Genomic DNA, 23,106 nt, shown 5'->3' with positions numbered 1-23,106 from the left:
CACGGGCGAAACCTTATTTTACACACATGATGATGCAAAATAAACCTTTTTGGCTACCTGGAGGGGCTTGACGGATCGCGATAAATGTAGTCCCGGCGCCAGGGATAGCTCAGGTCGGCGGGGTAGTCGAGCTCGTCCTCACGCCCGTGGGTACGGGGCTGGACGAGGATCTGGTGCAGGGCGATCCAGCCGTGCTCGAAGCCCATCGCGCAGCCCGCCAGGTACATGCGGTAGGCCCTCAGCGACCGGGCGCCCTGGTCGGTGTTCAGAATGGCGCGGGCCTGTTCGAGCTTGTCCTCGAGGGCGTCGCTCCAGGCCCAGAGCGTGCGCGCATAGTGCGGCCTGATGTTCTCGACATCCACGTCCTCGAGGCCCGCCTCGGCGAGCGTGCGCATGACGTAGTTGATGTGCGAGAGTTCGCCGCCGGGGAAGATGAATTTCTCGATGAAGTCCCCCATGCCCGCACCAAGCTCGGCGTTGTCCAGGCCGCCGGCGGTGATGCCGTGATTCAGGATCAGGCCGCCCGGGCGCACCAGGCGGCGCAGCTTGGCGAAGTATCCCGTCAATTGCGCGCGGCCCACGTGCTCGAACATGCCGACCGAGGCGATCTTGTCGTATGGCGTGGATTCATCGAGCTTGCGGTAGTCCAGCAAGTCCATGCGCACGCGCCCGCCCAGGCCCTTTTCCTCGATCAGCCGATTGACGTAGGCATGCTGGTTGTGCGAGAGTGTGATCCCCGACGCCTGCACGCCGTAGTGCTCGGCCGCCCACAGTAGCAGCCCGCCCCAGCCGGCGCCCACGTCCAGGAAACGCTCGCCGGGCGCCAGCGCGAGCTTGCGGCAGATGTGGTCGAGCTTGGCCTCCTGGGCCTGCGCCAGCGTCATGCCGGGCTCGCGGAAGTATGCACAGGAATAGACCCTGCGGGGATCCAGCCACAAGGCATAGAAATCATCCGACAGGTCGTAGTGGAACTCGATCTGCCGGGCGTCGCGTTCGATCGAGTGGCGCCAGACCGACACCAGACGCCGCACGATCCCGGTGAGCCAGCCCGAGCGCGCGGCATCGACCGGCGATTGAGGCAGGATTCCAGCGGCCAGGCGCATCAGATCGCGCATGGAGCCCTCAAAACCGAACCGGCCCTCGACGTAATCCTCGCCGAGGATTCCGACCTCACCCGCGGCAAAATGCGCCAGGACGGCGTGGTCCTTGACCCGCAGCCGGATCGCCGCGTCGGCGGCGCCGATTTTTTGCCTATCAGGCAGTTCGAGAGATACGGGAATAGGCAATGCAGCAAGCTTGGCTTCTATAGCGGACTGGATAGCACTCAACACAACCTCCCTTTTGTACGCTCAGGACCTTGCTATAGTAGCGCCAAATAGATTGAGCTCAAGCCCCTCGCATGCCTCCCCGCACGACACTGGAAACCCTGCCGCCCTGGCTGATCCTCATGGGCTCGTTGGCGGCGATCGGGCCGCTCGCGGTCGACATGTATCTGCCCGCGTTTCCGGCGATCGCCGCCGACCTGGGCGTCGCCCAGGGCCTGGTGGAGCAGACCCTGGCCTCTTACCTGCTGGGCCTCGCGCTGGCGCAGCTCTGCTATGGCCCGCTGGCGGACCGCTACGGACGCAAGGTCCCCCTGCTGGGGGGCCTCACCCTGTTCGTGGTCGCCTCGCTGGGCTGCGCCACGGCGGCCACCATCGACCAGTTGGCGCTCTGGCGGATCATCCAGGCGTTTGGCGGCGCGGCGGGCATGGTGATTCCGCGTGCCGTGATCCGCGATCATCTCGAGACGCGCGACGCGGCCAAGGCGCTGTCGATGCTGATGCTGGTCATGGGTGTCATGCCGATCCTGGCCCCACTGATGGGCGCCCAGGCCCTGCTGCTGGGATCCTGGCGGACGATCTTCCACATCATGGCCGCGGTCGGGATCATGCAGTGGCTGGCGGTGGCGAGCTCGATGCGCGAATCGCTCGACCCGGAACACATCGCGGCCCTGACGCCGCGCATCGTCGCCGCCACCTACCGCGACCTGCTACGCCACAAGGCGTTCATGGGCTACGCCCTGGCGGGCGGATTCGGATCGGCGGGCCTGTTCGCCTACATCTCGGGCTCGCCCCGGATCTTCATCCTCATCTATGGAATCGAGCCGCAGTACTTCGGCCTGCTGTTCGGCCTGAACGCGGCCTCGCTGATCGTCGCCTCGCAGCTCGGCGCCCGCCTCCTCAACCGCCACACCCCGGCGGCGCTGCTCGCGCGGGCCCTGCGCGGTATGGTGCTCGCGGCCGTGGCCGCCCTGCTGCTGGCACTCGGCGACCTCATCACCCTGCCCCTGCTGATGGCGTGCCTGATGGGCTTCATGGCCAGCCTGGGATTCGTGGGCCCCAACGCGGCGGCGCTCGCATTGGCCGAGCAGGGCCGCCGGCTGGGCGTGGCCTCGGCGCTGATGGGCGGCATGCAGATGCTGTGCGGCGCGGCCTCGGGCCTGGCGATCAGCGCCTGGCACACCGACACCCCGCTGCCGCTGGCGGGTATACTGGCGCTCTGCGCGACGCTGGCCTGGCTGTCCGGCCGTTTTGCGATGCGCCCCGCTTGATTTTCCAGGCATTTTCAGTTTAGAATGCTTGGCTTTACTGATATCCATATTACACAGAGGTGAGCCCATGGCACGCGTATGCCAAGTGACCGGCAAAGGCCCGATGGTGGGCAACAATGTCTCGCACGCCAACAACAAGACCAAGCGTCGTTTCCTGCCCAACCTGCAGTCACGCCGTTTTTGGGTCGAGAGCGAAAACCGCTGGGTGCGCCTTCGTGTGTCCACCAAGGCCCTGCGCACCATCGACAAGAACGGCATCGATGCCGTGCTGGCCGACCTGCGCGCGCGCGGCGAACTGGCCTGACCGGCCCTAGGAGCACACCATGGCAAAAGGCATCCGCGAAAAGATCAAGCTCGAGTCCACCGCTGGGACGGGTCATTTCTATACGACGACCAAGAACAAGCGCAACATGCCCGAAAAAATGCTGATCAAGAAGTTCGACCCCGTCGCGCGCAAGCACGTCGACTACAAGGAAACCAAGCTGAAATAGTCCGAGGCTCCGCCCCCGCGGGGGCGCCTCGCCGGCTTTCGCTGGTATCCCCACCGCCCGTTCCACGGGCGGTTTTTTTTGCCCGGCACCCGGCGGCCGCGCATCGAGGGGCCGCACCGGCCCAAGCAGGGCACGGCACGGTACAATGACGGGTTGCCCAATTCCAACACAATCCAAGATCCCAACATGCAGGAACGCTACCTCCCGACCGAAGTCGAAACCGATGCCCAGGCGCACTGGCGCAAGGCCGATGTCTACCGCGTCACCGAGGACGCGCGCGACGTCCGGGGCGAACCCAAACCCAAGTTCTACGCCTGCTCGATGCTGCCCTACCCCAGCGGCAAGCTGCACATGGGCCATGTGCGCAACTACACCATCAACGACATGATGACCCGGCAGTTGCGCATGCGCGGATACAACGTGCTGATGCCCATGGGCTGGGACGCCTTCGGAATGCCGGCCGAGAATGCCGCGATGAAATCCGGCGTGCCACCGGCCAAGTGGACCTACGACAACATCGCCACTATGAAAAAGCAGATGCAGGCGATGGGGCTGGCGATCGACTGGTCGCGCGAGATGTGCGCCTGCGACCCGAAATACTACAAGTGGAACCAGTGGCTGTTCCTCAAGATGCTGGAAAAAGGCATCGCCTACCGCAAGACCCAGGTCGTGAACTGGGATCCGGTGGACCAGACCGTGCTGGCCAACGAGCAGGTGATCGATGGCCGCGGCTGGCGCTCGGGCGCCCCGGTCGAAAAGCGCGAGATTCCCGGCTACTACCTGCGCATCACCGACTACGCCGACGAACTGCTCGACACCCTCGATGGCGGCCTGCCGGGCTGGCCCGAGCGCGTGCGCCTGATGCAGGAAAACTGGATCGGCAAGAGCGAGGGGGTGCGCTTCGCCTTCCGCCACGACATCCGCGACGCCTCCGGCACCCTGATCCAGGACGGCCTGCTGCACGTGTTCACCACCCGCGCCGACACCATCATGGGCGTGACCTTCTGCGCCGTGGCCCCCGAACATCCGCTGGCGACGCGTGCCGCCCGTGACAATCCCGGGATCGCGGCCTTCATCGAGGCGTGCCGGCAAGGCGGCACCACCGAGGCCGAGCTGGCCACCCGCGACAAAGAGGGCATGGACACCGGCCTGACGGCCATCCACCCCCTCAGCGGCGAGGCCGTGCCGATCTGGGTCGGCAATTACGTTTTGATGGGCTACGGCGACGGCGCGGTGATGGGCGTGCCCGCCCACGACGAGCGCGACTTCGCCTTCGCCCGGAAATACGGCCTGCCGATCCGCCAGGTCATCGCCATCGAGGGCCGCGAGTACTCCACTGAAACGTGGCAGGACTGGTACGCCGACAAACAGGCCGGCCACGCCGTCGCCTCCGGCAAGTACGACGGCCTCGGCACCGCCGATGCGATCCGCGCCGTGGCCGCCGATCTGAGCGACATGGGGCTGGGCGAGACCCGGACCACCTGGCGCCTGCGCGACTGGGGCATCTCGCGGCAGCGCTACTGGGGCACCCCGATTCCCATCATCCACTGCGAGGACTGCGGCCCGGTGCCCGTCCCCGAGCGCGACCTGCCGGTGATCCTGCCCGAGGACCTGGTGCCCGACGGCAACGGCAATCCGCTCGCCCGGCACGAGAGCTTCCTGTCGTGCCAATGCCCGCGCTGCGGCAAGGCCGCGCGCCGCGAGACCGATACCATGGACACCTTTGTGGACTCGTCCTGGTATTTCATGCGCTACACCTCGCCCGGCAACGACACGGCCATGGTCGATGCGCGCAACGACTACTGGATGCCGATGGACCAATACATCGGCGGCATCGAGCACGCGGTCCTGCATCTGCTGTACGCCCGGTTCTGGACGCGCGTGATGCGCGACCTCGGCCTGCTCGAGTTTTCCGAGCCCTTCACCCGCCTGCTCTGCCAGGGAATGGTGCTCAACCATATCTATTCGCGCAAGAACGCCCGTGGCGGCATCGAGTATTTCTGGCCCGAGCACGTCGAGAACATCCGCGACGACAAGGGCACGATCGTCGGCGCGCGCCTGAAATCCGACGGATCGCCGATCGACTACGGCGGCATCGGCACCATGTCCAAGTCCAAGAACAACGGTGTCGACCCGCAATCGCTGATCGATGGACTGGGCGCCGACACCGCGCGACTGTTCGTCATGTTCGCAAGCCCACCCGAACAGACCCTCGAATGGTCGGACTCCGGCGTCGACGGCGCGAATCGCTTCCTGCGCCGGCTCTGGGCCCTGTGCCACGCCCACGTACAGGACATCCGTGGCGCGCGCGACACCGACGCCGACTGGTCCGGGGCCGGCGAGGCCGACCTGGACCTGCGGCGCCAGATCCACACCCTGCTCAAGCAGGCCGACTATGACTATCAGCGCATCCAGTACAACACCGTCGTCTCGGCGGCGATGAAGATGCTCAACGCGCTCGAGACCGCCGGCGCGGCGCCGGCCAGCGGCCGCGCGCTGTCCGAGGGGGTGTCGATCCTGCTGCGGGTGCTGTACCCCGTGGTGCCTCACATCACCTGGCGCCTGTGGCGCGAGCTCGGCCTGGATGCCCGCTGGGGCGACCTCCTGGATGCGCCCTGGCCGCAGGTCGACGAGGCCGCTCTGCGCGCCGACCGGATCGAGCTGGTCCTGCAGGTCAACGGCAAGGTCCGCGCCCAGATCTCGGTTGCCCAGGACGCCGACAAGGCCAGCATCGAGGCCCAGGCCCGCGGTCACGAGGCCGCCCTGCGCTTTCTCGAGGGCCGCGAGCCCAAGCGCGTGATCATCGTCCCCGGCCGCCTGGTCAACGTCGTAGGATAGCCTCCCCATGGCCCCCTTCCGCCCTGCCCGCCGCCATGGCCTGCGCCTGGCCGCCACCCTGGCGCTGTGCGCGGTCCTGGCCGCCTGCGGCTTCCATCTGAAGGGGGCCACACCCGTGCCCTTCAAGACGATCTACACCAACATCAGCCCGGATACGGAATTCGGCGCGCGCCTGCAACGCGCCATTCTGTCGAACTCGCCGGACACGCGCTTCACCGAGCGGCTCACCGAGGCCGACGCCTACTTGCATCAGATATCGGACGAGCAGAACCTGCGCCAGGTCTCACTGGACGCCGAGGGCCGCGTCGAGGAATACGAGCTTCAGCTCGCCTTCACCTTCGAGGTGCTCGACCGCGAGGGTCACCTGATCCTGGCACCGACCACGCTGCACAGTGTGCGCGAGCTGCCCTACAACGAGCGCATCGTCCAGGCCAAGGAAAGCGAGATCACGCGCACCTTCACCAATATGCGCAATGGGCTGATCGACCAGATCCTGCGACGCCTGAGCGCCCCCGAGGTCGCCGAAGCCTACGCCAACGTCTCCAGCCGCCCGGTGGTGGAGGTCCCCGGCGAACCGGACGCGACGGCGCCCGCCAAGCGGCCGATCGGTCCGCTGTCGCGGCCGGCCTCGCCCGCCACCTACCCCTGAGGCCATGAGCCGCGACGCGGATCCCGATCGCTTCATCGCACAACTGGCATCGGCGCAATCGCTTGCGCCCTGCACGGTGATCTGCGGCGACGAGATCCTGCTCGCCACCGAGGCGGGCGATGCGCTGCGCGCCGCGGCCACGCGCCTGGGCTGCGCCGAGCGCACACGGCTGGTCATGGATGCGCGCGGCGATTGGAGCGCCGTGCTGGCGGCCACGCAGAACACCTCGTTGTTCGGCGATCTGCGGCTGCTCGAGATCAGCCTGCCCACGGGCAAGCCCGGCAAGACCGGCGGCGAAACCCTGCAACGCATTGCGACCCTCGCGGCCGAGGGCCGGTTGCCGGACGTGCATATCGTCGTCCACCTGCCGGGGCTGGATCGCGCCACCCAGCAAAGCAAGTGGGCTCAAGCCCTGCGAAAGGCCGCCCTCTGGGTGGACGTGCCCGCCATCGGCCGCGAAGCCCTGCCCGCCTGGATCTCGAGCCGCCTCGGGCGCCAGGGGCAGGACATGGCGCGCGAGGCCCTGGACTGGGTGACCGACAAAGTCGAGGGCAACCTGCTGGCCGCCCACCAGGAAATCCAGAAGCTGGCGCTACTCTATCCGCCCGGCCGCGTCTCGCTCGAGCAGGCACAGGCCGCCGTCCTCAACGTGGCACGCTACAACCTGTTCGACCTGCGCGATGCGATGCTGCAAGGCCGCGCCGACCGGGCCCTGTCGGTGCTCGAGGGCCTGCGGGCCGAGGGCGAGGCCCTCCTGCTGGTATTATGGGCGGTGGGCGAGGAAATCCGCATCCTCGCCCGCCTGTCCGAAGCCCAGCGCGCCGGCCAGAGCATCGATGCGCTGTTGCGCAAGCACCGGCTGTTTGGCCCGCGCGAACGCCTCGCGCGTCAGGCGCTGGCGCGGGTGCCGCCCGGCGCCTGGCCGGCCGCGGTGCGGCACGTCCAGGAAATCGACTGCCTGATCAAGGGCATCCCCGTCCCCGGCAGACTGTCCGACCCCTGGGACGAGCTCACCCGCCTGATCATGCGCATCGCCGTCGCGGGCGCACCGCGTCCCTGAACCTTACTTTTGTACTGTGGCCCCATGAGCGACATCCCCTCCGACTCCTCCATGACTCTCCTGGGCCGCCAAGCCCGCCAGGCGGCGCGCGGCATGCGCAATGCCACCGGCCAGGCCAAGGCGCGAGCCCTACGGGCGATGGCCGGCGGGCTGCGCACCCGCAAGGCCTGGCTGCAGGCCGAAAACGCCCGCGATCTCGAGGCGGCCGAGAGCAACGGTCTCGAGGCGCCCCTGGTCGAACGCCTGCGGCTGTCCGACAAGGCCCTGGACACCATGGCCCTGGGCCTCGAACAGATCGCCGCCATGCCCGACCCCATCGGCGGCCTGAGCGAAACGCAGATCCGCCCCAACGGCATGCGGGTCGCGCGCATGCGGGTGCCGCTGGGCGTCATCGGCATCATCTATGAATCGCGGCCGAACGTGACCATCGATGCGGCGGCCCTGTGTCTGAAATCGGGCAATGCCGCCATCCTGCGCGGCGGCAGCGAGGCATTCCACTCGAACCGCGCCCTGGGCGCCATCATCCAGGCGGGCCTGGCCGAGGCGGGGCTGCCCGCCCACGCCGTCCAGGTCGTCGGCACCACGGATCGGGCGGCCGTGGGCGAAATGATACGCATGACCGAATACATCGACGTCATCGTGCCGCGCGGCGGCAAGGGCCTGATCGCGCGCCTGGCCGAGGAAGCCCGAGTCCCCATGATCAAGCACCTCGAAGGCAATTGCCACATTTACGTCGATGCGGCCGCCGACCTCGAGCGCGCGATCGAGGTCGTCGTCAATGCCAAGACCTACCGCTGCGGCATCTGCGGCGCGGTCGAAACCCTCTTGGTCCACGCGGATGTCGCCGAGACGCTGCTGCCCCGGCTGGGCCAGCGCCTCGCAGCGCTGGGGGTCGAGCTGCGCGCCTGCCCGCGCGCCGCGGCATGGCTGGGCGACAGCGTGCCGGCCACCGAGGCGGACTGGGCCACCGAATTCCTCGCCCCCATCCTGGCCGTGCGCATCGTCGACACGCTCGACGAGGCCATGGAACACATTGCGCGCTATGGCTCCGAACATACGGAATCGATCATCACCGAAAACCTGGCGGCCGCTCAGCGTTTTCAGCGCGAGGTGGACTCCAGCTCGGTCTACGTCAATCTGCCGACCTGCTTTGCCGACGGCTTCGAGTACGGGCTCGGGGCCGAGATCGGCATCTCGACCAATCGCCTGCACGCACGCGGCCCGGTGGGCCTCGAAGGGCTGACGATCCTGAAATGGGTGTTGACCGGCGAAGGCCAATTGCGGGGATGACCGTGCTCTGGGTCAAAACCTTGCACATTTTGTTCGTCGTCGCCTGGTTCGCGGGCCTGTTCTACCTGCCGCGCATCTACGTGAACCTGGCCCAGACCGCCGACCCTGGTGCGCGCGCGGTGTTGCTGGGCATGGCCCGCCGCCTCTATCGATTCATGACGCCGCTGGCGGTGCTGGCCGTCCTGCTGGGGCTCTGGCTCTACCTGGGATGGGGCGTGGGCCGCGGGCAGCTCTGGATGCACGTCAAGCTCGCCGCCGTCGCCGCCCTCGTCGCCTACCACCTGCTGTGCCTCGCGGCCCTGCGCCGCTTCGAACGCGGCAGCAACACCCACGGCCACCGCTATTTCCGCTGGTTCAACGAAATCCCCGTCCTGCTCCTCCTGCTGATCCTGGCCATGGTCGTGATCAAGCCCTTCTGAAGCCATGAACGACTCCTCCTCACGCAAGACCCTGAGCCTCAAAGGCAAGGCGCGGGCGCCCGCGGCGCCGGACCGGGAGGCGCCGCGCAAACGCTCGGGCGCCCGGGCGCGCCAGGTCGCGCTCCAGGAACGCGCCCAGCAGCAGTCCCCCGAGGCACGGCCATCGGCCGGTGGCCCGCCCCGCCACCGCGAGCCCACGCCCCGACCCGGCACCCGTCCCGCGCGCGAGACCCGGCCCCCGCGCGAGGCGGCGCCCCGCACCGTACACCCCTCCGAGACTGCGCACGCGACGCCCGAACCCGAGGCGCGCATCCGCCGCGTGCGCGCCCCGCGCGCGGCCGAGATCTTCGATCTGTTTGCTTCCTGCCCGCACGGGCTCGAGGAAGCGCTCGAGCTCGAGCTCCAGGCCCTGGGCTACGACGCTGTGCGCCGGGGGCGCGCCGGCTGCCACTTCCGCGCCGACTGGACCGGCGTGCTGCGGGCCAACCTCCACTCGCGGCTGGCCACGCGCGTCCTGGTGCGCGTGGCCCAGGCCGGGATCCAGACCGAGGATGACATCCTCGAACTGGCGCGACAGACGCCCTGGGAGCGCTGGTTCGGCGCCGAGCAGACGCTGCGCGTGGACACCTCGGCGGTACGCAGCCCTCTGCGCAGCCTCCAATACTGCAACCTGCGCGCCAAGGACGGCATCTGCGACCGCCTGCGGGAACGCGAAGGCGCGCGGCCCGACATCGATACCGTGCGCCCCGACGCGCGCGTGCACCTGTTCCTCGAGGCCGACCGGGCCACGCTCTACCTCGATGTCTCGGGGGAATCGCTATTCAAGCGCGGCTGGCGCCTGGACAAAGGCGAGGCGCCCCTGCGCGAGAATCTCGCGGCGGGCTTGCTCGCCCTGTCGGGCTGGACGCCCGACGCGGCCCTGCTGGATCCCTTCTGCGGCAGCGGCACCCTCTTGATCGAGGCGGCCTGGATCGCCCTGGGCGTACCCCCGGGGATCTGGCGCCCCTTCAGCTTCGAGCGCCTGCGCAGCCACGACGCGCGCCTCTGGCGCGACCTCAAGGACGACGCCCGCGCGCGCATCGCGCCACGGCTCGAGCAGGCGCTGGTCGGCTGCGACCTGGACCCGGCCGCGATCGCCGCCGCCCGCGCCAACCTCGAGCGCGCGCACTTGACTCCTGAATCCGTCCGCCTCGAGATCGGGGATGCGCGCCGGATCCTCCCGCCCGCGCCCGAGGGCTGGATCGTCACCAACCCCCCCTACGGCGAGCGCCTGAGCGGGGACGACGCCGACCTCTGGCCGCAATGGGCGAGCCACCTCAAGCAGCACTACGGCGGCTGGCAGGTCAACGTGATCACCAGCGATCTCGACCTGCCCGAGCGCATGCGCCTCAAGGCACACCGCCGACACCCCCTGCACAACGGTGCCCTGGACTGCCGGCTGTTTCAATTCAGCATGGTGGCGGGCGGCTATCGGGACCGGGAATAGGATTCCGGCGCGGCTGGGCCGCGCGCGGGCCCCAGGGCAAAGGCAAACACGATCGGAAACGCCAGCAGGCCCAGCACGACCAACATCGCCAGGCTCAAGCCGATGCGCTCGCCGATAAACCCGAGCATGGGCGGGCCGACCAGAAAAGCGGTGTAGCCGATCGTGGCCAGCACGCCGATGCGTGCGGCCGGATTCGGTCCGTTGGCCGCACCGGCGGACATGGCCACCGGAAAGCCAAGTGATGCGCCGATGCCCCACAGCACCACGGCCGCACCGGCCAGATAAAGATTCGGCGCGAGGATCACGGCCAGGATGCCCAACGCGCCGATGATGCCGCTGACCCGCATCACGGCCACAGGGCCGAAGCGGCGCAAGGCCCCCGTCCCCAGGAAACGACCCGCCGTCATCGTCGCGGCAAAGGCCGTGAACAGCAGCGAGCCGGTTTTTTCCGAGGCCCCATGCGCATCCACGATCAGCAAGGGCAGCCAGTCATTGGCCGCACCCTCGGCCAACGCGACCGCCACCACGATCAGGCCGATCAGCAATAGCCTGGGATCCGCTCCAATCGTGGCCAGGAAACCCGCGTGCCGCGCCCCGGCGCCCGGCCGCGCGCCGGGGGCGCCGGCGACGCCTCTGGATACGTGGATCATCATGGGCGCCAAGATCGCGCAAGCCACCAGCATGTGCCATGCCACTGAAATCCCCCACGCGACGATCAGCAGCCCGCAGGCCGCGCCAACGGTCGTGCCCAGGCTGAAGCACCCATGGACAGCGGTGAGCACCGGGCGCGACAGCCCCCGCTCGACATGCGCGCCCAGCACGTTGACCGCGACCTCGGACACGGCCATGCCCAGCCCAACCAGTCCCAGGCCCAGACCGGCCAGCCACGCCGAAGCGGCCAAGGTGCCCCCGGCCACTCCCAGCAGACCGGACGCGGCCAAGCCCAAACCGGCCAAAATGGCGCGGTCGGCCCCGACGCGTGCGACGATCCTGCCCGCTTGCAGGATGCCGCCCATGGAACCCAGCGAAAAGCCAAAGAGCACCATGCCCATCTGCGCGGTCGACGCATCCAGCGCATCGCGGATGGACGGCGTGCGCACGATCCAGGACGCCATGGCGAAGCCGATGGCGAGAAAACAGCCAAACAGTGCCCTGCGCACTCTGAGCAGTTCTTGAAACGATGCATCCATGCGTGCGATTGTACGTATCAGACCCGACACGTCCACTGCGCCGACAAAGAGAGCCCCAACGACACGGCCGGGGACGTCGAGGCGCGCGTGGCGCAAGCCCGCGGCCCGCCTCCCGTTTCATGCCCCAGTGCTCTTCAGTAAAAAGCCGCTTGCATTCAATCTAGGGTTAACCCTATAATAGGGTTAACCCGAGCGAAACGCTCTTCATCAGCTAAGAGGCTAGCCATGAACATCAACCACACCCACCTGACCGATTCCCTCGAACGTGAACTGCTGCAACAAGCCATCGCAGCCCAGTATGAGTACCCCCGCCTGGACGAATTGATGGTCAAGCTGTTCCGCAAGATCGTGTCGTTCTTCAGGGGCCCCGAGGTCGTGCTGAATCAGACCCACACCGCCCACTGAGCCTCGCTGTCGCATCGCCGCGAGCGCAGCCAGGATGAACTGACGCCCAGAAGCTGGGCGGTCAAAGCGTAGGCAATCGAGGCCCGCGCCCGGTCCACACCGGTCGCGGGCCTCGTCATTGGGCCATTCCCCTAGCGCCGAGAGACTACGCGTCGGCTTTCGGAATGAACCTCAGGCCCACGCCCGGCTCGGTCGCGATCCAGCGCGGCCGCGCCGCGTCGTCGCCCAGTTTCTGCCGCAGCTTGCCGGCCAGGACCCGCACATAGTGCGTGTCCCCGACATGGGTCGATCCCCACAATTCCCTCAGGATCTGTGGTTGGGTGACAACGCATCCGCCATGCTTCAACAGCAAGGCCAACAGCGCGTACTCCTTGCGCCCCAGCGCCAGGCGCCCGCCATCCAGGAGCACCTCGCGCCGCGACAGATCGATGTGCAAGCGACCATCGTCGAAAACAACGGCATCCGCGTCGCCACCCGCATGCTGACGCAGCAGCACGCGGACGCGGGCCATCAGTTCCTGGGTGCCAAAAGGCTTGGTGACATAGTCATCGGCGCCGCCATCCAGCGCGGCGACCTTTTCCGACTCGCTCGAGCGCACGGTCAGCATGACGACGGGCACCTGCGACCAGCCGCGCAGGTCGCGCAGCACCTCATGGCCATCCATATCGGGCAAGCCGATATCCAGCACGACCAGATCGGCACCATGGCTGGCCAATACCTCGAGCCCTTCTTTGCCTGTCGCCGCCAAAGCAACCGCGTACCCCTGGGCGCGCAGGCTGATGTCGAGGAGCCTGCGAATTTGCGGCTCGTCATCGATCACCACGATATGCGCGGCATTCCGGGAGGGATCAGTCAGCATCCAGGCTCCTGGGGAGCGGGGGCGGTTGCAGTAAGGGGAGCGTAACGCGGATCAGGGTGCCGCGCCCATCCGGCCCGGGCAGCGCCTCGATATGGCCGCCATGGGCGCCCACCATGCCGCGCGCGATCGTCAGGCCCAGGCCCGAGCCCTGGCGCCCGCGGTCGCCGCGCTCGACGCTGTAGAAAATATCGAACACGCGGCCACGCTCGGATTCTGGAATGCCCGGCCCACGATCCCACACGTCGAGTTGCAGGTTTTCGCCGATCACGCGCCCGGCGATGTCGATCGCCTCGCCCGGCGGCGAAAACTTGGCGGCATTCTCCAGCATGTTGAACAGGGCTTGCTCGATCAAGGCCGGATGAACCCATATCGCCGGCAAGCCCGCATCGAGATTCACCTCGAGCGTCACGCTGGGCTGATACCGGCGCAGGCGGCCGGCCGCCGACCCGATCAACTCATCGACACCTATCCAATCGCGGTTCAGGGTCAGGCCGGCATGCCCCAGCCGCGTCATGTCGAGCAGGTTCTGGATGTAGCGGTCCAGGCGGTCGCCTTCGAGCAAAATGGTATCGAGCAGGCTCTTGCGATCCGCGTCGTCCATGGCGCCGGCATAGTTGGCGAGGCTACCGGCCGATCCCACCATCGCCGCCAGCGGCGAACGCAGGTCATGGGACACCGAGGACAGCAGCGCCGAACGCAGGCGTTCGGCTTCGTTGACGATACGCGCGTTTTCCAGATCCACCACCAGCGAGGCGCGCAACACAGCCTGGGCGATGTCCGCGGCCATGGCCTCGGCCAGGCGACGGAAGGCCATCGCCGAGAGTTTCGGCCCCGCACTGAACTTGAGCCCCATCGCGCCGATCGTGTCCCGGCCATTGCGCAGCGGCAGGAACCACCAGGCCGCGCCCGCCAGGGTATCGGTGCCGCGCCCGGCGGCTTGCCCATGCGCGAGCGTCCAATCCGCGGCCGCGCGATCGATCTCCGCAAGGACGGCGCCACGGGTGGTTTCATCGGCCCCGCCGGCAATCAGCCAGACATCCGCGCCAAGCGCACGCTCGAGCGCGCTGCGCCCCGCCTTCAACACCAATCCTAAATCCGCTGCCGCACTCAATTGACGCCCCAGATCCTGCAATGCCGTCGCGTGGGCATTGGCCGCACGCAAGGCCAGCACCTGCATGCGCAACTGAGAGGCCAGACGCCCGGCCACCAACGCCGCCAGCAAGAACAGCAGCACCGTGGCGAGCCCCTGGCGCGCGCCGATGAAAATGGTGAGCTTCGGGTCGATGAAGAAGAAGTCATAGCTCAGGAAGCACAGCATCGCCGCCAGCACCGCCGCCGCCATGCGGGTGCGGGAGGCCACCAGCACCACGGCGACGATGAAGACCATCGACAAGTCCTCCAGACCCACCCAATGCTCCGCAAGCCACGCCAGCAGGGTGGACACGGCGGCAGCGGCGACCGCCAGCAGCGCGTCTCGCCGCCGCAAGCGCCAAATCGAAGCTCTGGCGCGTTGCTGGGCGCGGACCCTCACCTGCGGGGAACTGATGATGACCAGTTCGTAGTGCGCGCCGCGTTGCAGCAACTGCTGGGTCAGGGTGCGGTTGACCATCCGGGCCCATGGGCGCTCACGGGTGCGTCCCACCACAATCGTCGACACGCCCTCGCGCCCGGCATGGTCGAGCAAAACATCCGCGGTGCGCGGGCCATGCAGGACCTCGGTATCGGCGCCCAGGCTGCGCGCCAGCGCAAAGGCCTGGTCCAGCTCGGCTTGGCGGGCCGGGTGGACGGCGCCGGATTGCACCGTCACGACGCTCCAGGGCGCATCACGGCGTTCGGCGATGCGGCGCCCGGCGCGCACCAGATACTCGGAGGCGCCCAGCCCGTCGATGGCGATCAGCACGCGCCGGCGCAGCGCAATGCCCGGCAGGCCACGCGCGGCCTGCGACTCCCGCACATCGTCCTCGACGAGATCGGCGGCGGTCTGCATCGCCAGTTCGCGCAACGCCGCCAAATTCGAAAGTGAAAAAAAGGCTTGCAAGGCGCGCCCCGCCTGATCGGGCAGATAGACCTTGCCCTGATGCAGGCGCTCGATCAATTCCCGAGGCGGTAAATCCACCAGGCGGATGTCGCGCAGGCGATCGAATACCACATCGGGCACCGTCTCGCCGACCCGCACGCCGGTGATGCGATGAACGATGTCGTTGAGGCTTTCGAGGTGCTGGATGTTGACCGTCGTGTAGACATCGATGCCGGCATCCAGCAATTCGACCACATCCTGCCAACGCCGCTCGTGGCGGCTGCCTGGCACGTTGCGGTGCGCCAGTTCATCGACCAGGGCGATGCGCGGACGCCGCGCCAGCACGGCGTCGATGTCCATGTCCTCGAGCGGGTGGCCCTGATAGTCGATGCGTCTGCGCGGCACGACCTCCAAGCCCTCGATCAGGGCCGCCGTCTCGCTGCGCCCATGGGTTTCGGCCACACCGACCACGATGTCGATGCCCTGACGCTGCAATTCGCGGGCGCGGGCGAGCATCGCGTAGGTCTTGCCGACGCCCGGTGCCGCGCCGAGGAACAAGGTCAGGCGGCCCGCCTCCTGGCGGCGCAGCTCACCGGCCAGCGCATCGGCTTTCGCGCCACGATCCTCGTTCATATGCTCAATGTACACCGCCCGTTGCCTGCCAGGCATCCAGTGCCAGGTTCAAGCTCAGGACGTTGACCCGGGCCTGACCGAAAAGACCGAGTTGCCGCCCTTGGACATGGCGCTCGACCAGAGAAGCCAGGCGCTGCGGATCCAGGCCGCGCGCCCTGGCCACGCGGGCGATCTGAATGCGGGCCGCCTGCGGGCTGATATGCGGATCGATGGCGCTGCCGGATTGCGTCACGAGGTCGCCGGGCACCGCGTCCGGCGCGACGCCTTCGCGGGCGGCAACCGCGGCGCGCGCCGCATCCAGCCGCCTGCGCAAGTCCGGATTGGTGCGCGCCTGGTTGCTGCCCGCGAGCGCCATCACGTCGTAGCCCGCCGCCGAGGGACGGGGATGAAAGTAGCGGTCGCTGGCAAAGGGCTGCGCCACCAGCACCGAGCCGATCACTTTGCCGCCGCGCTCGATCATGCTGCCGGTGGCCGCCCGAGGGAACAATACCCGGCCCATATAGGTGGCCGCCAGCGAGTAGGCCAGGCCAAACACCAGCAGCGTGATCGCCGCCAGGCCGAACGCCGCGCGCAGCGGCCTGCCGCCATGCGGGGAGGCTTGTGCGGACGCCGCCGCGCGGGATATGTCGATCCACATTTGGCCCTCCTCAGGTGCCGGCGGTCGCGGCCAGCAGCAGGTCGATCAGCTTGATCGACGGAAACGGCAGCAGCACCCCGCCAACCCCATAGATCAGCATGTTTCTGCGCAGCAGCGCGCTGGCCGCCGCCGGGCGGAAGTGCACGCCATGCAGCGCCAGGGGAATCAGCAGCGGGATGATGATGGCATTGAAAATCAGCGCCGCCAGAACCGCATTGGCCGGACTGGACAGGTCCATGATGTTCAAGGCCGCCATCGAGGGGATGGCGCCGGCAAACAGCGCCGGCAGGATAGCGAAATACTTGGAGACGTCATTGGCCAGTGAAAACGTGGTCAGCGCGCCACGGGTGATGAGTTGCTGCTTGCCCACTTCCACCACCGCCAGCAGCTTGGCCGGGTCGGAATCCAGATCCACCATATTGCCGGCTTCCTTCGCCGCTTGCGTGCCGGAGTGCATCGCCAGGCCGACATCGGCCTGGGCCAGTGCCGGGGCGTCGTTGGTGCCGTCGCCCACCATCGCCACCAGATGGCCGGCGGCCTGTTCCTGACGGATGCGGGCCAGCTTGTCCTCGGGTTTCGCCTGGGCGATGTAGTCGTCCACGCCAGCCTCGGCGGCGATCGCGGCGGCGGTCAGCGGATTGTCCCCGGTGATCATCACCGTCTTGATGCCCATGGCCCGCAAGCGCGCGAATTTCTCCTTGATGCCATGCTTAACCACATCGGAGAGCTCCACCACGCCGAGCACATGGCGGCCATCGGCCACCACCAGCGGCGTGGCCCCTTTGCGTGCCACCTGCTCGACGCGCAGCCGCAGTTCCACGGACGTGCCGCGGTCCGGCGCGCCGACATGGTGCAGGATGGCGTCCATGGCGCCTTTGCGGATGCCACGGCCATCGGCCAGGTCCACGCCGGACATGCGAGTCTGCGCGCTGAAGGCGATAAAGTGCGCGCCCACCGGCTCATCGAGGACCGCATCGGACTGGCGCGCCAGCTTGACGATGGACTTGCCCTCGGGGGTCGGATCGGCCAGGGAGGCGAGCAAGGCGGCCGCGCGCAAGTGGCCGGCATCGACGCCCGCCAGTGGATGAAATGCCGTGGCCTGGCGGTCTCCGTGGGTGATGGTGCCGGTCTTGTCCAGCAGCAGCACATCCACATCACCAGCAACCTCCACCGCCTTGCCGGACTTGGCGAGCACGTTCGAGGACAGCGCACGGTTCATGCCGGCGATGCCGATGGCGGGCAGCAGGCCGCCAATGGTGGTCGGAATCAGGCACACCAGCAGCGCGACCAACAACAAGGGATCGAGCCGCACGCCGACGAAACCGGCGATGGCCGGCAGCGTGGCGACCACGATCAGAAAGGACAAGGTCATCGTCGCCAACAGCAGGCCGAGAGCGATTTCGTTCGGGGTTTTCTGGCGGTTCGCGCCTTCGACCAGCGCGATCATGCGATCGAGGAAGCTATTGCCGGCCTGCGCGGTGATCTGAATCACGATTTCGTCGGACAGCACCTTCGTGCCGCCGATCACGCCGGAGCGGTCGGTGCCGGCTTCGCGCAGCACCGGCGAAGACTCGCCCGTCACCGCCGACTCGTTGATGGTGGCCAGACCACGCACGATCTCCCCGTCGCCCGGAATGACCCCGCCTTCGGAGACGACGACCAGGTCCCCCGGCCTCAATTCGGCGGCGACGACGGTTTGCGCACCCCGCACGTCATCGGCGTCGGTGATGCGCCGCGCCACCAGATCCCGGCGCGCCTTGCGCAGCGCGGCGGCCTGACCGCGCCCGCGCGCCTCGGCCACGGCCTCCGCAAAGTTGGCGAACAGCACGGTCAGGAGCAGTAAAGCGCTCACGCTCCAACCCATGCCCGGGGCGCTCTTGCCCAGCAGGGTAAGCACGGCGCACAGCCAGGTGCCCAGCCAGACCACGGCCATCACCGGATTCCTGAAGGCATGCCATGGCGCGAGCTTGGCGAAGGCGCCGAGAACGGCCGCCCTGGCGCCGGCGCCATCGAGCAGCGCCGTACGACTGCCGCGCGGGATCAAGGAAGTGAAAGGTTCGATCACGGCACATGGCTCCTATTGCACCGCCAGGGCCAGGTGGTCGGCCACCGGCCCCAACACCAGCATGGGCATGAATTGCAGCAGCGTCAAAATCACGATCACCGCGATCAGCGTCCCGGCGAAAGTCGGGGTTTCGACGCGCAGAGTCCCAGGGCCCTCGGGCGCCACCCGCTTGCGCGCCAGCATTGCCGCAATCGCCAGCGGCAGGATCAGCGCCGGATAGCGCCCCAGCGCCAGCACCACGGCGGCGCTCAGGTTCCACCAATACGTGGCGTCGCCCAAGCCCTCGAACCCCGAACCATTGTTGGCAAAGGCCGAGGTGTACTCGTAGAACACCTGGCTGATGCCGTGGAAGGCCGGGTTGGAGTTTCCGACGATGGACGGCATCGCCAGGGCCGCCGCGCTAAAACCCAGCACGACCAAAGGCTGCAGCAGCACCAGTGCGGCCAGCAGCCTCACCTCCCGGGCCTCGATCTTGCGCCCGAACAATTCCGGTGTGCGCCCGGTCATCAGGCCGGCAAGGAACACAGACAGCAACAGATAGACGAGAAATTGCTGCAAGCCGCAGCCGATGCCGCCCCAGATGGCATTGACCAGCATATCGCCCATCATCACCAGGCCGGTCAACGGTGCCAGCGTATCGGACATGGCGTTGACCGAGCCGTTGCTGGTCTGCGTGGTCACGGCGCTCCACAGGGCGGAGGCATCCACGCCGAGGCGGACCTCTTTGCCCTCCATCAAGGCACCGTCGGCCGCGGTGGCGGAATAGCCTTCGGACCACAGCGCGACGCCGGTGGATACCAGCGACATCGCCAGCATGCTGCCAAACACCAGCGCGGTGACGCCGCGGCGGCCGGCCAGCGATCCGGCCATGACGGTCACGGCCATCGGCAACAGGACGATGGCGAGCGTTTCCAGCACATTCGACAGCGGCGTGGGATTCTCCAGCGACACGGTGCTGTTCGGGCCATACCAGCCGCCGCCGTTGGTGCCCAATTGCTTGCTGGCGATCATCGCCGCCACGGGCCCCAAGGGGATCTTCTGCTCCCGCATGTGCGCACTGGCATCCAGAGGCGCCGCCACCGGCCCCCCTTGCAAGGTGGACGGCACACCCTGCCAGGTCAGCAGCAGCGACAGCAGCAGGCACAGCGGCAGGAGCACGCGCACGGACGGACGGATCACATCAGCCCAATAGTTGCCGACATCCACCTCGCATGTGTCGTCCCCGCCTGGGCCGTGTTGCGGCCGACGGCCGCCGAACAAGCCTCGAAGCGTCGCGGTCACCAAGGCAAGCCCCATCATCGGGGTGATGACCTGCAGGCCGACGATGCCGGTCATCTGCGCCAGATGCGACAGTTGTGCCTGGCCGGCATAATGCTGCTGATTCGTATTGGTCAGAAATGACACCATCGTATGCAGCGCCAGGTCCCAGCGCATATCCGGCGCCGCATTGGGATTGAGCGGCAGGCGCGCCTGGGTCACGAAGATGACCCAGACCAGTGCCCCCAGCACCACATTGCTCAGCAGAAAGGCACCGGCATACGCCTTCCAATCCATGCCTTGCGCGGGATCGACGCCAAGCACCCGATACAGCGGCCGTTCGGCCAGGCCGAATACGCGGTCGCCGCGCATCGGCGCGCCACGCATGACCACGGCCAGATAGCGGCCCAACGGCCAGGCGAGCGCAATGGCGCAGGCAAAGACGACAAGGAACTCGGCCATGAGCATTGTCCTGAAAGCCGGACCGGCGGTTTCAATATTTTCGAACCCGATGGCATAACGTTTCCATTCCCGTGTCGAGCGGTACACATCAATTCTTCGTAAATTTTGGGGCCAACCGGATGCGTTCAGGCCACGATCCGCACGCCGCTGGCACGCGGCCGCAAGGATGGCGACAATATCGATCTGGACCCGGCGGTCCAGGCCCCTGGTCCGCCGGCCTCCCGACCCGACCGTTGTCAACGACCCAAGGAGCCCGCCCATGTTCTCCGGCCTCAGCGCATTCCCCCTGACCCCCACCAGCGAGGACGGCATCGATGAAACCGCCTTCGCGACACTGGTCCAGCGGCTGGCCGCCGCGGGTGTCGACTCCATCTGCGCGCTCGGCTCCACCGGCAGCTACGTCTACTTCACGCGCGCCGAACGGGCGCGGGTGGCACGGCTGGCCATCCAGCATGCGAGCGGCGTGCCGGTCATCATCGGCATCGACTCTCTGCGCACCCGTGACGTGCTGGCCCTGGCCGAGGATGCGCAAAAGGCCGGGGCCGGCGGCGTGCTGCTCGCGCCCGTGTCATACCAGCGGCTGACGCAGGACGAGGTCTTCGGGCTTTACGAGACCGTCACGCGCGAACTGTCGGTGCCGCTGTGCGTGTACGACAACCCCGGCACCACGCGCTTCGAGTTCAGCGACGAACTGCATGGCCGTATCGCCCAGCTCCCCCGGGTGGGTTCGATCAAGATTCCCGGCGTGCCGGCCGAGCCCAAGGCCGCCAAGGCGCGCGTCGAGCGCCTGCGCGCCCTGATTCCCTCGCATGTCACCATCGGGGTCAGCCGCGATGCCCTTGCCGCGACCGGCCTCAATGCCGGCTGCGACGCCTGGTACTCGGTCATCGGCGGCCTGTTCCCCAAGGTGTCGCTGGCGCTCACCCGAGCGGCCCGGGCGGGCCACGCCGAGGAAGCCGCACGGCTTTCCGAACGCCTCGAGCCGCTGTGGACGCTGTGTGGCGAGCATGGCGGCGGCCTGCGCGTCATGGCGGCGGCGGCCGAGCTGCGCGGCCTGACGCAGCGGCCCTGCCTGCCGCTGCCGCTCCAGGCCGTGGACGGCGCCGCGCGCCGGCGGCTCGGCGAACTGCTGGACGCGCTGGAGCTGGCATGACGCGCCTCTCTGCGCCGGCGGGCCTTGCCTGCCACGTTTTTGCAGGATAATAGGGGGTTTTACCGATACTCTTTTGCACCATGCCCGCCAGCCCGTCGCCCACCCCGCCCGTCCCCAGCCGCCTGCGGCGCTTTGCCTGCATGATGTATGAGGGCGTCCTGCTTTTTGGCGTTCTGTTTCTCGCATCCTATCTGCTCGACACTCTGACCCAGAGCCGCGAGGCCCTGACGCTGCGCCATGCGCGCCAGGGTGTCGCCTTCCTGGCGATCGGCCTGTACTTCATTCTGTGCTGGCGCCACGGCGGCCAGACCCTGCCCATGAAGACCTGGGACATCCGCCTGATCGGACAGGATCGGGCACCGGTGCCTCTCTCGAGGATGCTGCTGCGCTACCTGCTGATGTGGCCGCTGCCGCTGCTGGCCGCCTGGCTCGTCAGCCGCCTGTCGGCCGCCACGGGCTACGCCTCGATGGACCTGCTGATCGTGGCGGCGCCCTTCTCGATTTTCATCTGGACCTGGTTCGACCCCCAGGGACAGTTCCTGCACGATCGCCTGCTGGGCACCAGGCTGGTCGATCTCAAAGCGACGGCGCAACCATGAGCGACACCTTGCACAAATACCTCGCCCTCGACCACGGAACCCGTGTCCAGGCGGTGCGCCTGGAGGACGCCTGGCGCACCGGCCTGGCGCACCAGGACCTCCCGCCCGTGCTCCGTGGTCTCTTGGGCGAGCTCGCGGCGGCCGCGGTCCTGCTGGCGAGCAACATCAAATTCAACGGCTCGATCGTCCTGCAACTGCAGGGCAACGGCCCCGCGCGCCTGATCGTGGTGGAATGCACCGCCGATCTGGGCCTGCGTGCGACCGCCCACGTGCGCGAGGGTGCCGACATTCCCGCCGACGGCACGCTGCAGACCCTCCTCAATGCGGACGGCCAGGGCCGCTTCATGGTGATGCTCGATCCGGCCGAACGCGCCGCCGGCACGCCGGCCTACCAGGGCATCGTGCCCCTGGAGGGCGAAACGGTGGCCGAGGCGCTCGAGCACTACATGCGCAACTCCGAGCAGCTCGACACACGCATGTGGCTGGCGGCCGACGAGCGGCATTGCGCGGGCTTCCTGCTGCAGCGCATGCCCGAGACCGGAGGCCAGGCCGCCGAACCGGGCGCCGAGCCGAGCTGGGAGCGGTTCGTCGCCCTGGCCGAGACCCTGCAAGCAGCCGAGCTCCTGGCCGAAGACACCGAGACCCTCATCCACCGGCTGTTCTGGCAGGACGACCTGCGCATGTTCGAGCCCCGGTCGGTCCGCTGGCACTGCCCGTGCTCGCGCGAGCGCGTCGCCAACATGCTCCGCTCCCTGGGGCGCGCCGAGATCGACAGCATCCTGCGCGAACAGGAGCAGGTCCAGATTGCCTGCAATTTCTGCGGCAAGCCCTATGCCTTCGATGCGGTGGACTGCGCCATGCTGTTCACCGACAGCCCTCAGATCCCCCAGGAACCGGGCCGCACCCTGCATTAGCGCGGGCGCTGGGGCCGCGCACGGCGGTCCGCGCGGTTTCCACAATCGACAGGCGTTCGGCGGTCACGGACACTGGCGGGCCATCGAGG

At 67.8% G+C, this 23,106-nt stretch carries 20 protein-coding genes; 13 read left to right on the top strand and 7 right to left on the bottom strand.

The annotated features are described in order from the left end of the window. Positions 1-53: 53 nt before the first annotated feature. Positions 54-1,307 (bottom strand): class I SAM-dependent methyltransferase, encoded by a 1,254-nt coding sequence (locus ABS761_RS01590; RefSeq protein WP_502881371.1) that lies wholly within the window; start codon positions 1,305-1,307, stop codon positions 54-56. A gap of 92 nt (positions 1,308-1,399) precedes the next feature. On the opposite strand from ABS761_RS01590, the gene ABS761_RS01585 reads away from it, so the two are divergent. The 9 genes from ABS761_RS01585 to ABS761_RS01545 all read left to right on the top strand — a co-directional run bounded on the left by ABS761_RS01585 (position 1,400) and on the right by ABS761_RS01545 (position 10,826). Beyond that, positions 1,400-2,593 (top strand): multidrug effflux MFS transporter, encoded by a 1,194-nt coding sequence (locus ABS761_RS01585; RefSeq protein WP_350406206.1) that lies wholly within the window; start codon positions 1,400-1,402, stop codon positions 2,591-2,593. Positions 2,594-2,660: 67 nt separating this feature from the next. Next, positions 2,661-2,897, top strand: coding sequence for a 50S ribosomal protein L28 (gene rpmB / locus ABS761_RS01580; protein WP_043681023.1), 237 nt, complete (start codon positions 2,661-2,663; stop codon positions 2,895-2,897). Positions 2,898-2,916: 19 nt separating this feature from the next. Then, positions 2,917-3,084, top strand: coding sequence for a 50S ribosomal protein L33 (gene rpmG, locus ABS761_RS01575; RefSeq protein WP_003810296.1), 168 nt, complete (start codon positions 2,917-2,919; stop codon positions 3,082-3,084). 186 nt (positions 3,085-3,270) lie between these two features. Continuing rightward, a complete protein-coding gene (leuS, locus tag ABS761_RS01570; protein WP_350406202.1) occupies positions 3,271-5,922 on the top strand; it encodes a leucine--tRNA ligase in 2,652 nt (883 codons plus the stop codon). Positions 5,923-5,929: 7 nt separating this feature from the next. Then, the gene (locus tag ABS761_RS01565) at positions 5,930-6,571 is read left to right on the top strand and encodes an LPS-assembly lipoprotein LptE (protein WP_350406200.1); all 642 of its coding nucleotides are present in this window, start codon (positions 5,930-5,932) and stop codon (positions 6,569-6,571) included. Positions 6,572-6,575: 4 nt separating this feature from the next. Next, on the top strand, positions 6,576-7,631 hold the full coding sequence (gene holA / locus ABS761_RS01560) for a DNA polymerase III subunit delta (RefSeq protein WP_350406199.1): 1,056 nt from the start codon (positions 6,576-6,578) through the stop codon (positions 7,629-7,631). A gap of 24 nt (positions 7,632-7,655) precedes the next feature. Then, positions 7,656-8,921: a glutamate-5-semialdehyde dehydrogenase gene (locus ABS761_RS01555; protein ID WP_350406198.1), complete on the top strand. Its 1,266-nt coding sequence runs from the start codon at positions 7,656-7,658 to the stop codon at positions 8,919-8,921. After that, a complete protein-coding gene (locus ABS761_RS01550; RefSeq protein WP_350406197.1) occupies positions 8,918-9,340 on the top strand; it encodes a CopD family protein in 423 nt (140 codons plus the stop codon). Before ABS761_RS01555 ends, ABS761_RS01550 begins: the two co-directional genes overlap by 4 nt. Before the next feature lie 4 nt (positions 9,341-9,344). Then, the gene (locus tag ABS761_RS01545) at positions 9,345-10,826 is read left to right on the top strand and encodes a THUMP domain-containing class I SAM-dependent RNA methyltransferase (RefSeq protein WP_350406195.1); all 1,482 of its coding nucleotides are present in this window, start codon (positions 9,345-9,347) and stop codon (positions 10,824-10,826) included. Here ABS761_RS01545 and ABS761_RS01540 read toward each other — a convergent pair. Then, entirely contained in the window at positions 10,808-12,016 is a 1,209-nt protein-coding gene (locus tag ABS761_RS01540) for an MFS transporter (protein ID WP_350406194.1), read from the bottom strand. The genes ABS761_RS01545 and ABS761_RS01540 overlap by 19 nt on opposite strands. Positions 12,017-12,241: 225 nt before the next feature. Here ABS761_RS01540 and ABS761_RS01535 point away from each other — a divergent pair, with 225 nt between their 5' ends. Further along, positions 12,242-12,421 (top strand): hypothetical protein, encoded by a 180-nt coding sequence (locus ABS761_RS01535; protein ID WP_350406193.1) that lies wholly within the window; start codon positions 12,242-12,244, stop codon positions 12,419-12,421. Between the two features lie 145 nt (positions 12,422-12,566). Here the strand turns inward: ABS761_RS01535 and ABS761_RS01530 are convergent, their stop codons facing one another. From ABS761_RS01530 to kdpA, 5 genes are read right to left on the bottom strand one after another with little or no spacing between them, the layout of a single operon-like run. Next, positions 12,567-13,280 carry a response regulator gene (locus ABS761_RS01530; protein ID WP_350406192.1) on the bottom strand — a complete coding sequence of 238 codons (714 nt, stop codon included), beginning with the start codon at positions 13,278-13,280 and terminating at the stop codon, positions 12,567-12,569. After that, positions 13,270-15,930, bottom strand: coding sequence for an ATP-binding protein (locus tag ABS761_RS01525; protein WP_350406191.1), 2,661 nt, complete (start codon positions 15,928-15,930; stop codon positions 13,270-13,272). The genes ABS761_RS01530 and ABS761_RS01525 overlap by 11 nt, the downstream gene beginning before the upstream one ends. 4 nt (positions 15,931-15,934) lie before the next feature. Beyond that, positions 15,935-16,567, bottom strand: coding sequence for a potassium-transporting ATPase subunit KdpC (gene kdpC, locus ABS761_RS01520; protein WP_350406190.1), 633 nt, complete (start codon positions 16,565-16,567; stop codon positions 15,935-15,937). 10 nt (positions 16,568-16,577) lie between these two features. Next, complete coding sequence (gene kdpB, locus ABS761_RS01515; RefSeq protein ID WP_350406608.1) at positions 16,578-18,611, bottom strand: potassium-transporting ATPase subunit KdpB; 2,034 nt, start codon at positions 18,609-18,611, stop codon at positions 16,578-16,580. Positions 18,612-18,644: 33 nt separating this feature from the next. Next, on the bottom strand, positions 18,645-20,351 hold the full coding sequence (gene kdpA / locus ABS761_RS01510) for a potassium-transporting ATPase subunit KdpA (protein ID WP_350406189.1): 1,707 nt from the start codon (positions 20,349-20,351) through the stop codon (positions 18,645-18,647). A 259-nt stretch (positions 20,352-20,610) separates the two neighbouring features. Here kdpA and ABS761_RS01505 point away from each other — a divergent pair, with 259 nt between their 5' ends. The 3 genes from ABS761_RS01505 (at position 20,611) to hslO (ending at position 23,017) form a co-directional block, all read left to right on the top strand. Beyond that, a complete protein-coding gene (locus ABS761_RS01505) occupies positions 20,611-21,504 on the top strand; it encodes a dihydrodipicolinate synthase family protein (protein ID WP_350406188.1) in 894 nt (297 codons plus the stop codon). Between the two features lie 80 nt (positions 21,505-21,584). Then, the gene (locus ABS761_RS01500) at positions 21,585-22,103 is read left to right on the top strand and encodes an RDD family protein (protein ID WP_350406187.1); all 519 of its coding nucleotides are present in this window, start codon (positions 21,585-21,587) and stop codon (positions 22,101-22,103) included. Next, on the top strand, positions 22,100-23,017 hold the full coding sequence (hslO, locus tag ABS761_RS01495; protein ID WP_350406186.1) for an Hsp33 family molecular chaperone HslO: 918 nt from the start codon (positions 22,100-22,102) through the stop codon (positions 23,015-23,017). The genes ABS761_RS01500 and hslO overlap by 4 nt, the downstream gene beginning before the upstream one ends. The last annotated feature ends 89 nt before the right edge of the window (positions 23,018-23,106 follow it).

It is taken from the genome of Castellaniella sp. GW247-6E4, assembly GCF_040276065.1.
Lineage (GTDB): Bacteria > Pseudomonadota > Gammaproteobacteria > Burkholderiales > Burkholderiaceae_B > Castellaniella.
The sequence above is the reverse complement of the archived record's forward strand: the minus strand, read 5'-3'. Positions and strand labels throughout refer to the sequence as shown.

Excerpts from the sequence above, each read along its gene's own strand:
- ABS761_RS01500 (WP_350406187.1), top strand. The coding sequence starts at position 21,585 with ATGCCCGCCAGCCCGTCGCCCACCCCGCCCGTCCCCAGCCGCCTGCGG.
- rpmG (WP_003810296.1), top strand. The coding sequence starts at position 2,917 with ATGGCAAAAGGCATCCGCGAAAAGATCAAGCTCGAGTCCACCGCTGGG.
- rpmB (WP_043681023.1), top strand. The coding sequence starts at position 2,661 with ATGGCACGCGTATGCCAAGTGACCGGCAAAGGCCCGATGGTGGGCAAC.
- ABS761_RS01530 (WP_350406192.1), bottom strand. The coding sequence starts at position 13,280 with ATGCTGACTGATCCCTCCCGGAATGCCGCGCATATCGTGGTGATCGAT.
- kdpA (WP_350406189.1), bottom strand. The coding sequence starts at position 20,351 with ATGGCCGAGTTCCTTGTCGTCTTTGCCTGCGCCATTGCGCTCGCCTGG.
- ABS761_RS01555 (WP_350406198.1), top strand. The coding sequence starts at position 7,656 with ATGAGCGACATCCCCTCCGACTCCTCCATGACTCTCCTGGGCCGCCAA.
- ABS761_RS01565 (WP_350406200.1), top strand. The coding sequence starts at position 5,930 with ATGGCCCCCTTCCGCCCTGCCCGCCGCCATGGCCTGCGCCTGGCCGCC.
- ABS761_RS01535 (WP_350406193.1), top strand. The coding sequence starts at position 12,242 with ATGAACATCAACCACACCCACCTGACCGATTCCCTCGAACGTGAACTG.
- ABS761_RS01545 (WP_350406195.1), top strand. The coding sequence starts at position 9,345 with ATGAACGACTCCTCCTCACGCAAGACCCTGAGCCTCAAAGGCAAGGCG.
- ABS761_RS01525 (WP_350406191.1), bottom strand. The coding sequence starts at position 15,930 with ATGAACGAGGATCGTGGCGCGAAAGCCGATGCGCTGGCCGGTGAGCTG.
- ABS761_RS01550 (WP_350406197.1), top strand. The coding sequence starts at position 8,918 with ATGACCGTGCTCTGGGTCAAAACCTTGCACATTTTGTTCGTCGTCGCC.
- hslO (WP_350406186.1), top strand. The coding sequence starts at position 22,100 with ATGAGCGACACCTTGCACAAATACCTCGCCCTCGACCACGGAACCCGT.
- ABS761_RS01540 (WP_350406194.1), bottom strand. The coding sequence starts at position 12,016 with ATGGATGCATCGTTTCAAGAACTGCTCAGAGTGCGCAGGGCACTGTTT.
- kdpC (WP_350406190.1), bottom strand. The coding sequence starts at position 16,567 with ATGTGGATCGACATATCCCGCGCGGCGGCGTCCGCACAAGCCTCCCCG.
- ABS761_RS01585 (WP_350406206.1), top strand. The coding sequence starts at position 1,400 with ATGCCTCCCCGCACGACACTGGAAACCCTGCCGCCCTGGCTGATCCTC.
- holA (WP_350406199.1), top strand. The coding sequence starts at position 6,576 with ATGAGCCGCGACGCGGATCCCGATCGCTTCATCGCACAACTGGCATCG.
- ABS761_RS01505 (WP_350406188.1), top strand. The coding sequence starts at position 20,611 with ATGTTCTCCGGCCTCAGCGCATTCCCCCTGACCCCCACCAGCGAGGAC.
- leuS (WP_350406202.1), top strand. The coding sequence starts at position 3,271 with ATGCAGGAACGCTACCTCCCGACCGAAGTCGAAACCGATGCCCAGGCG.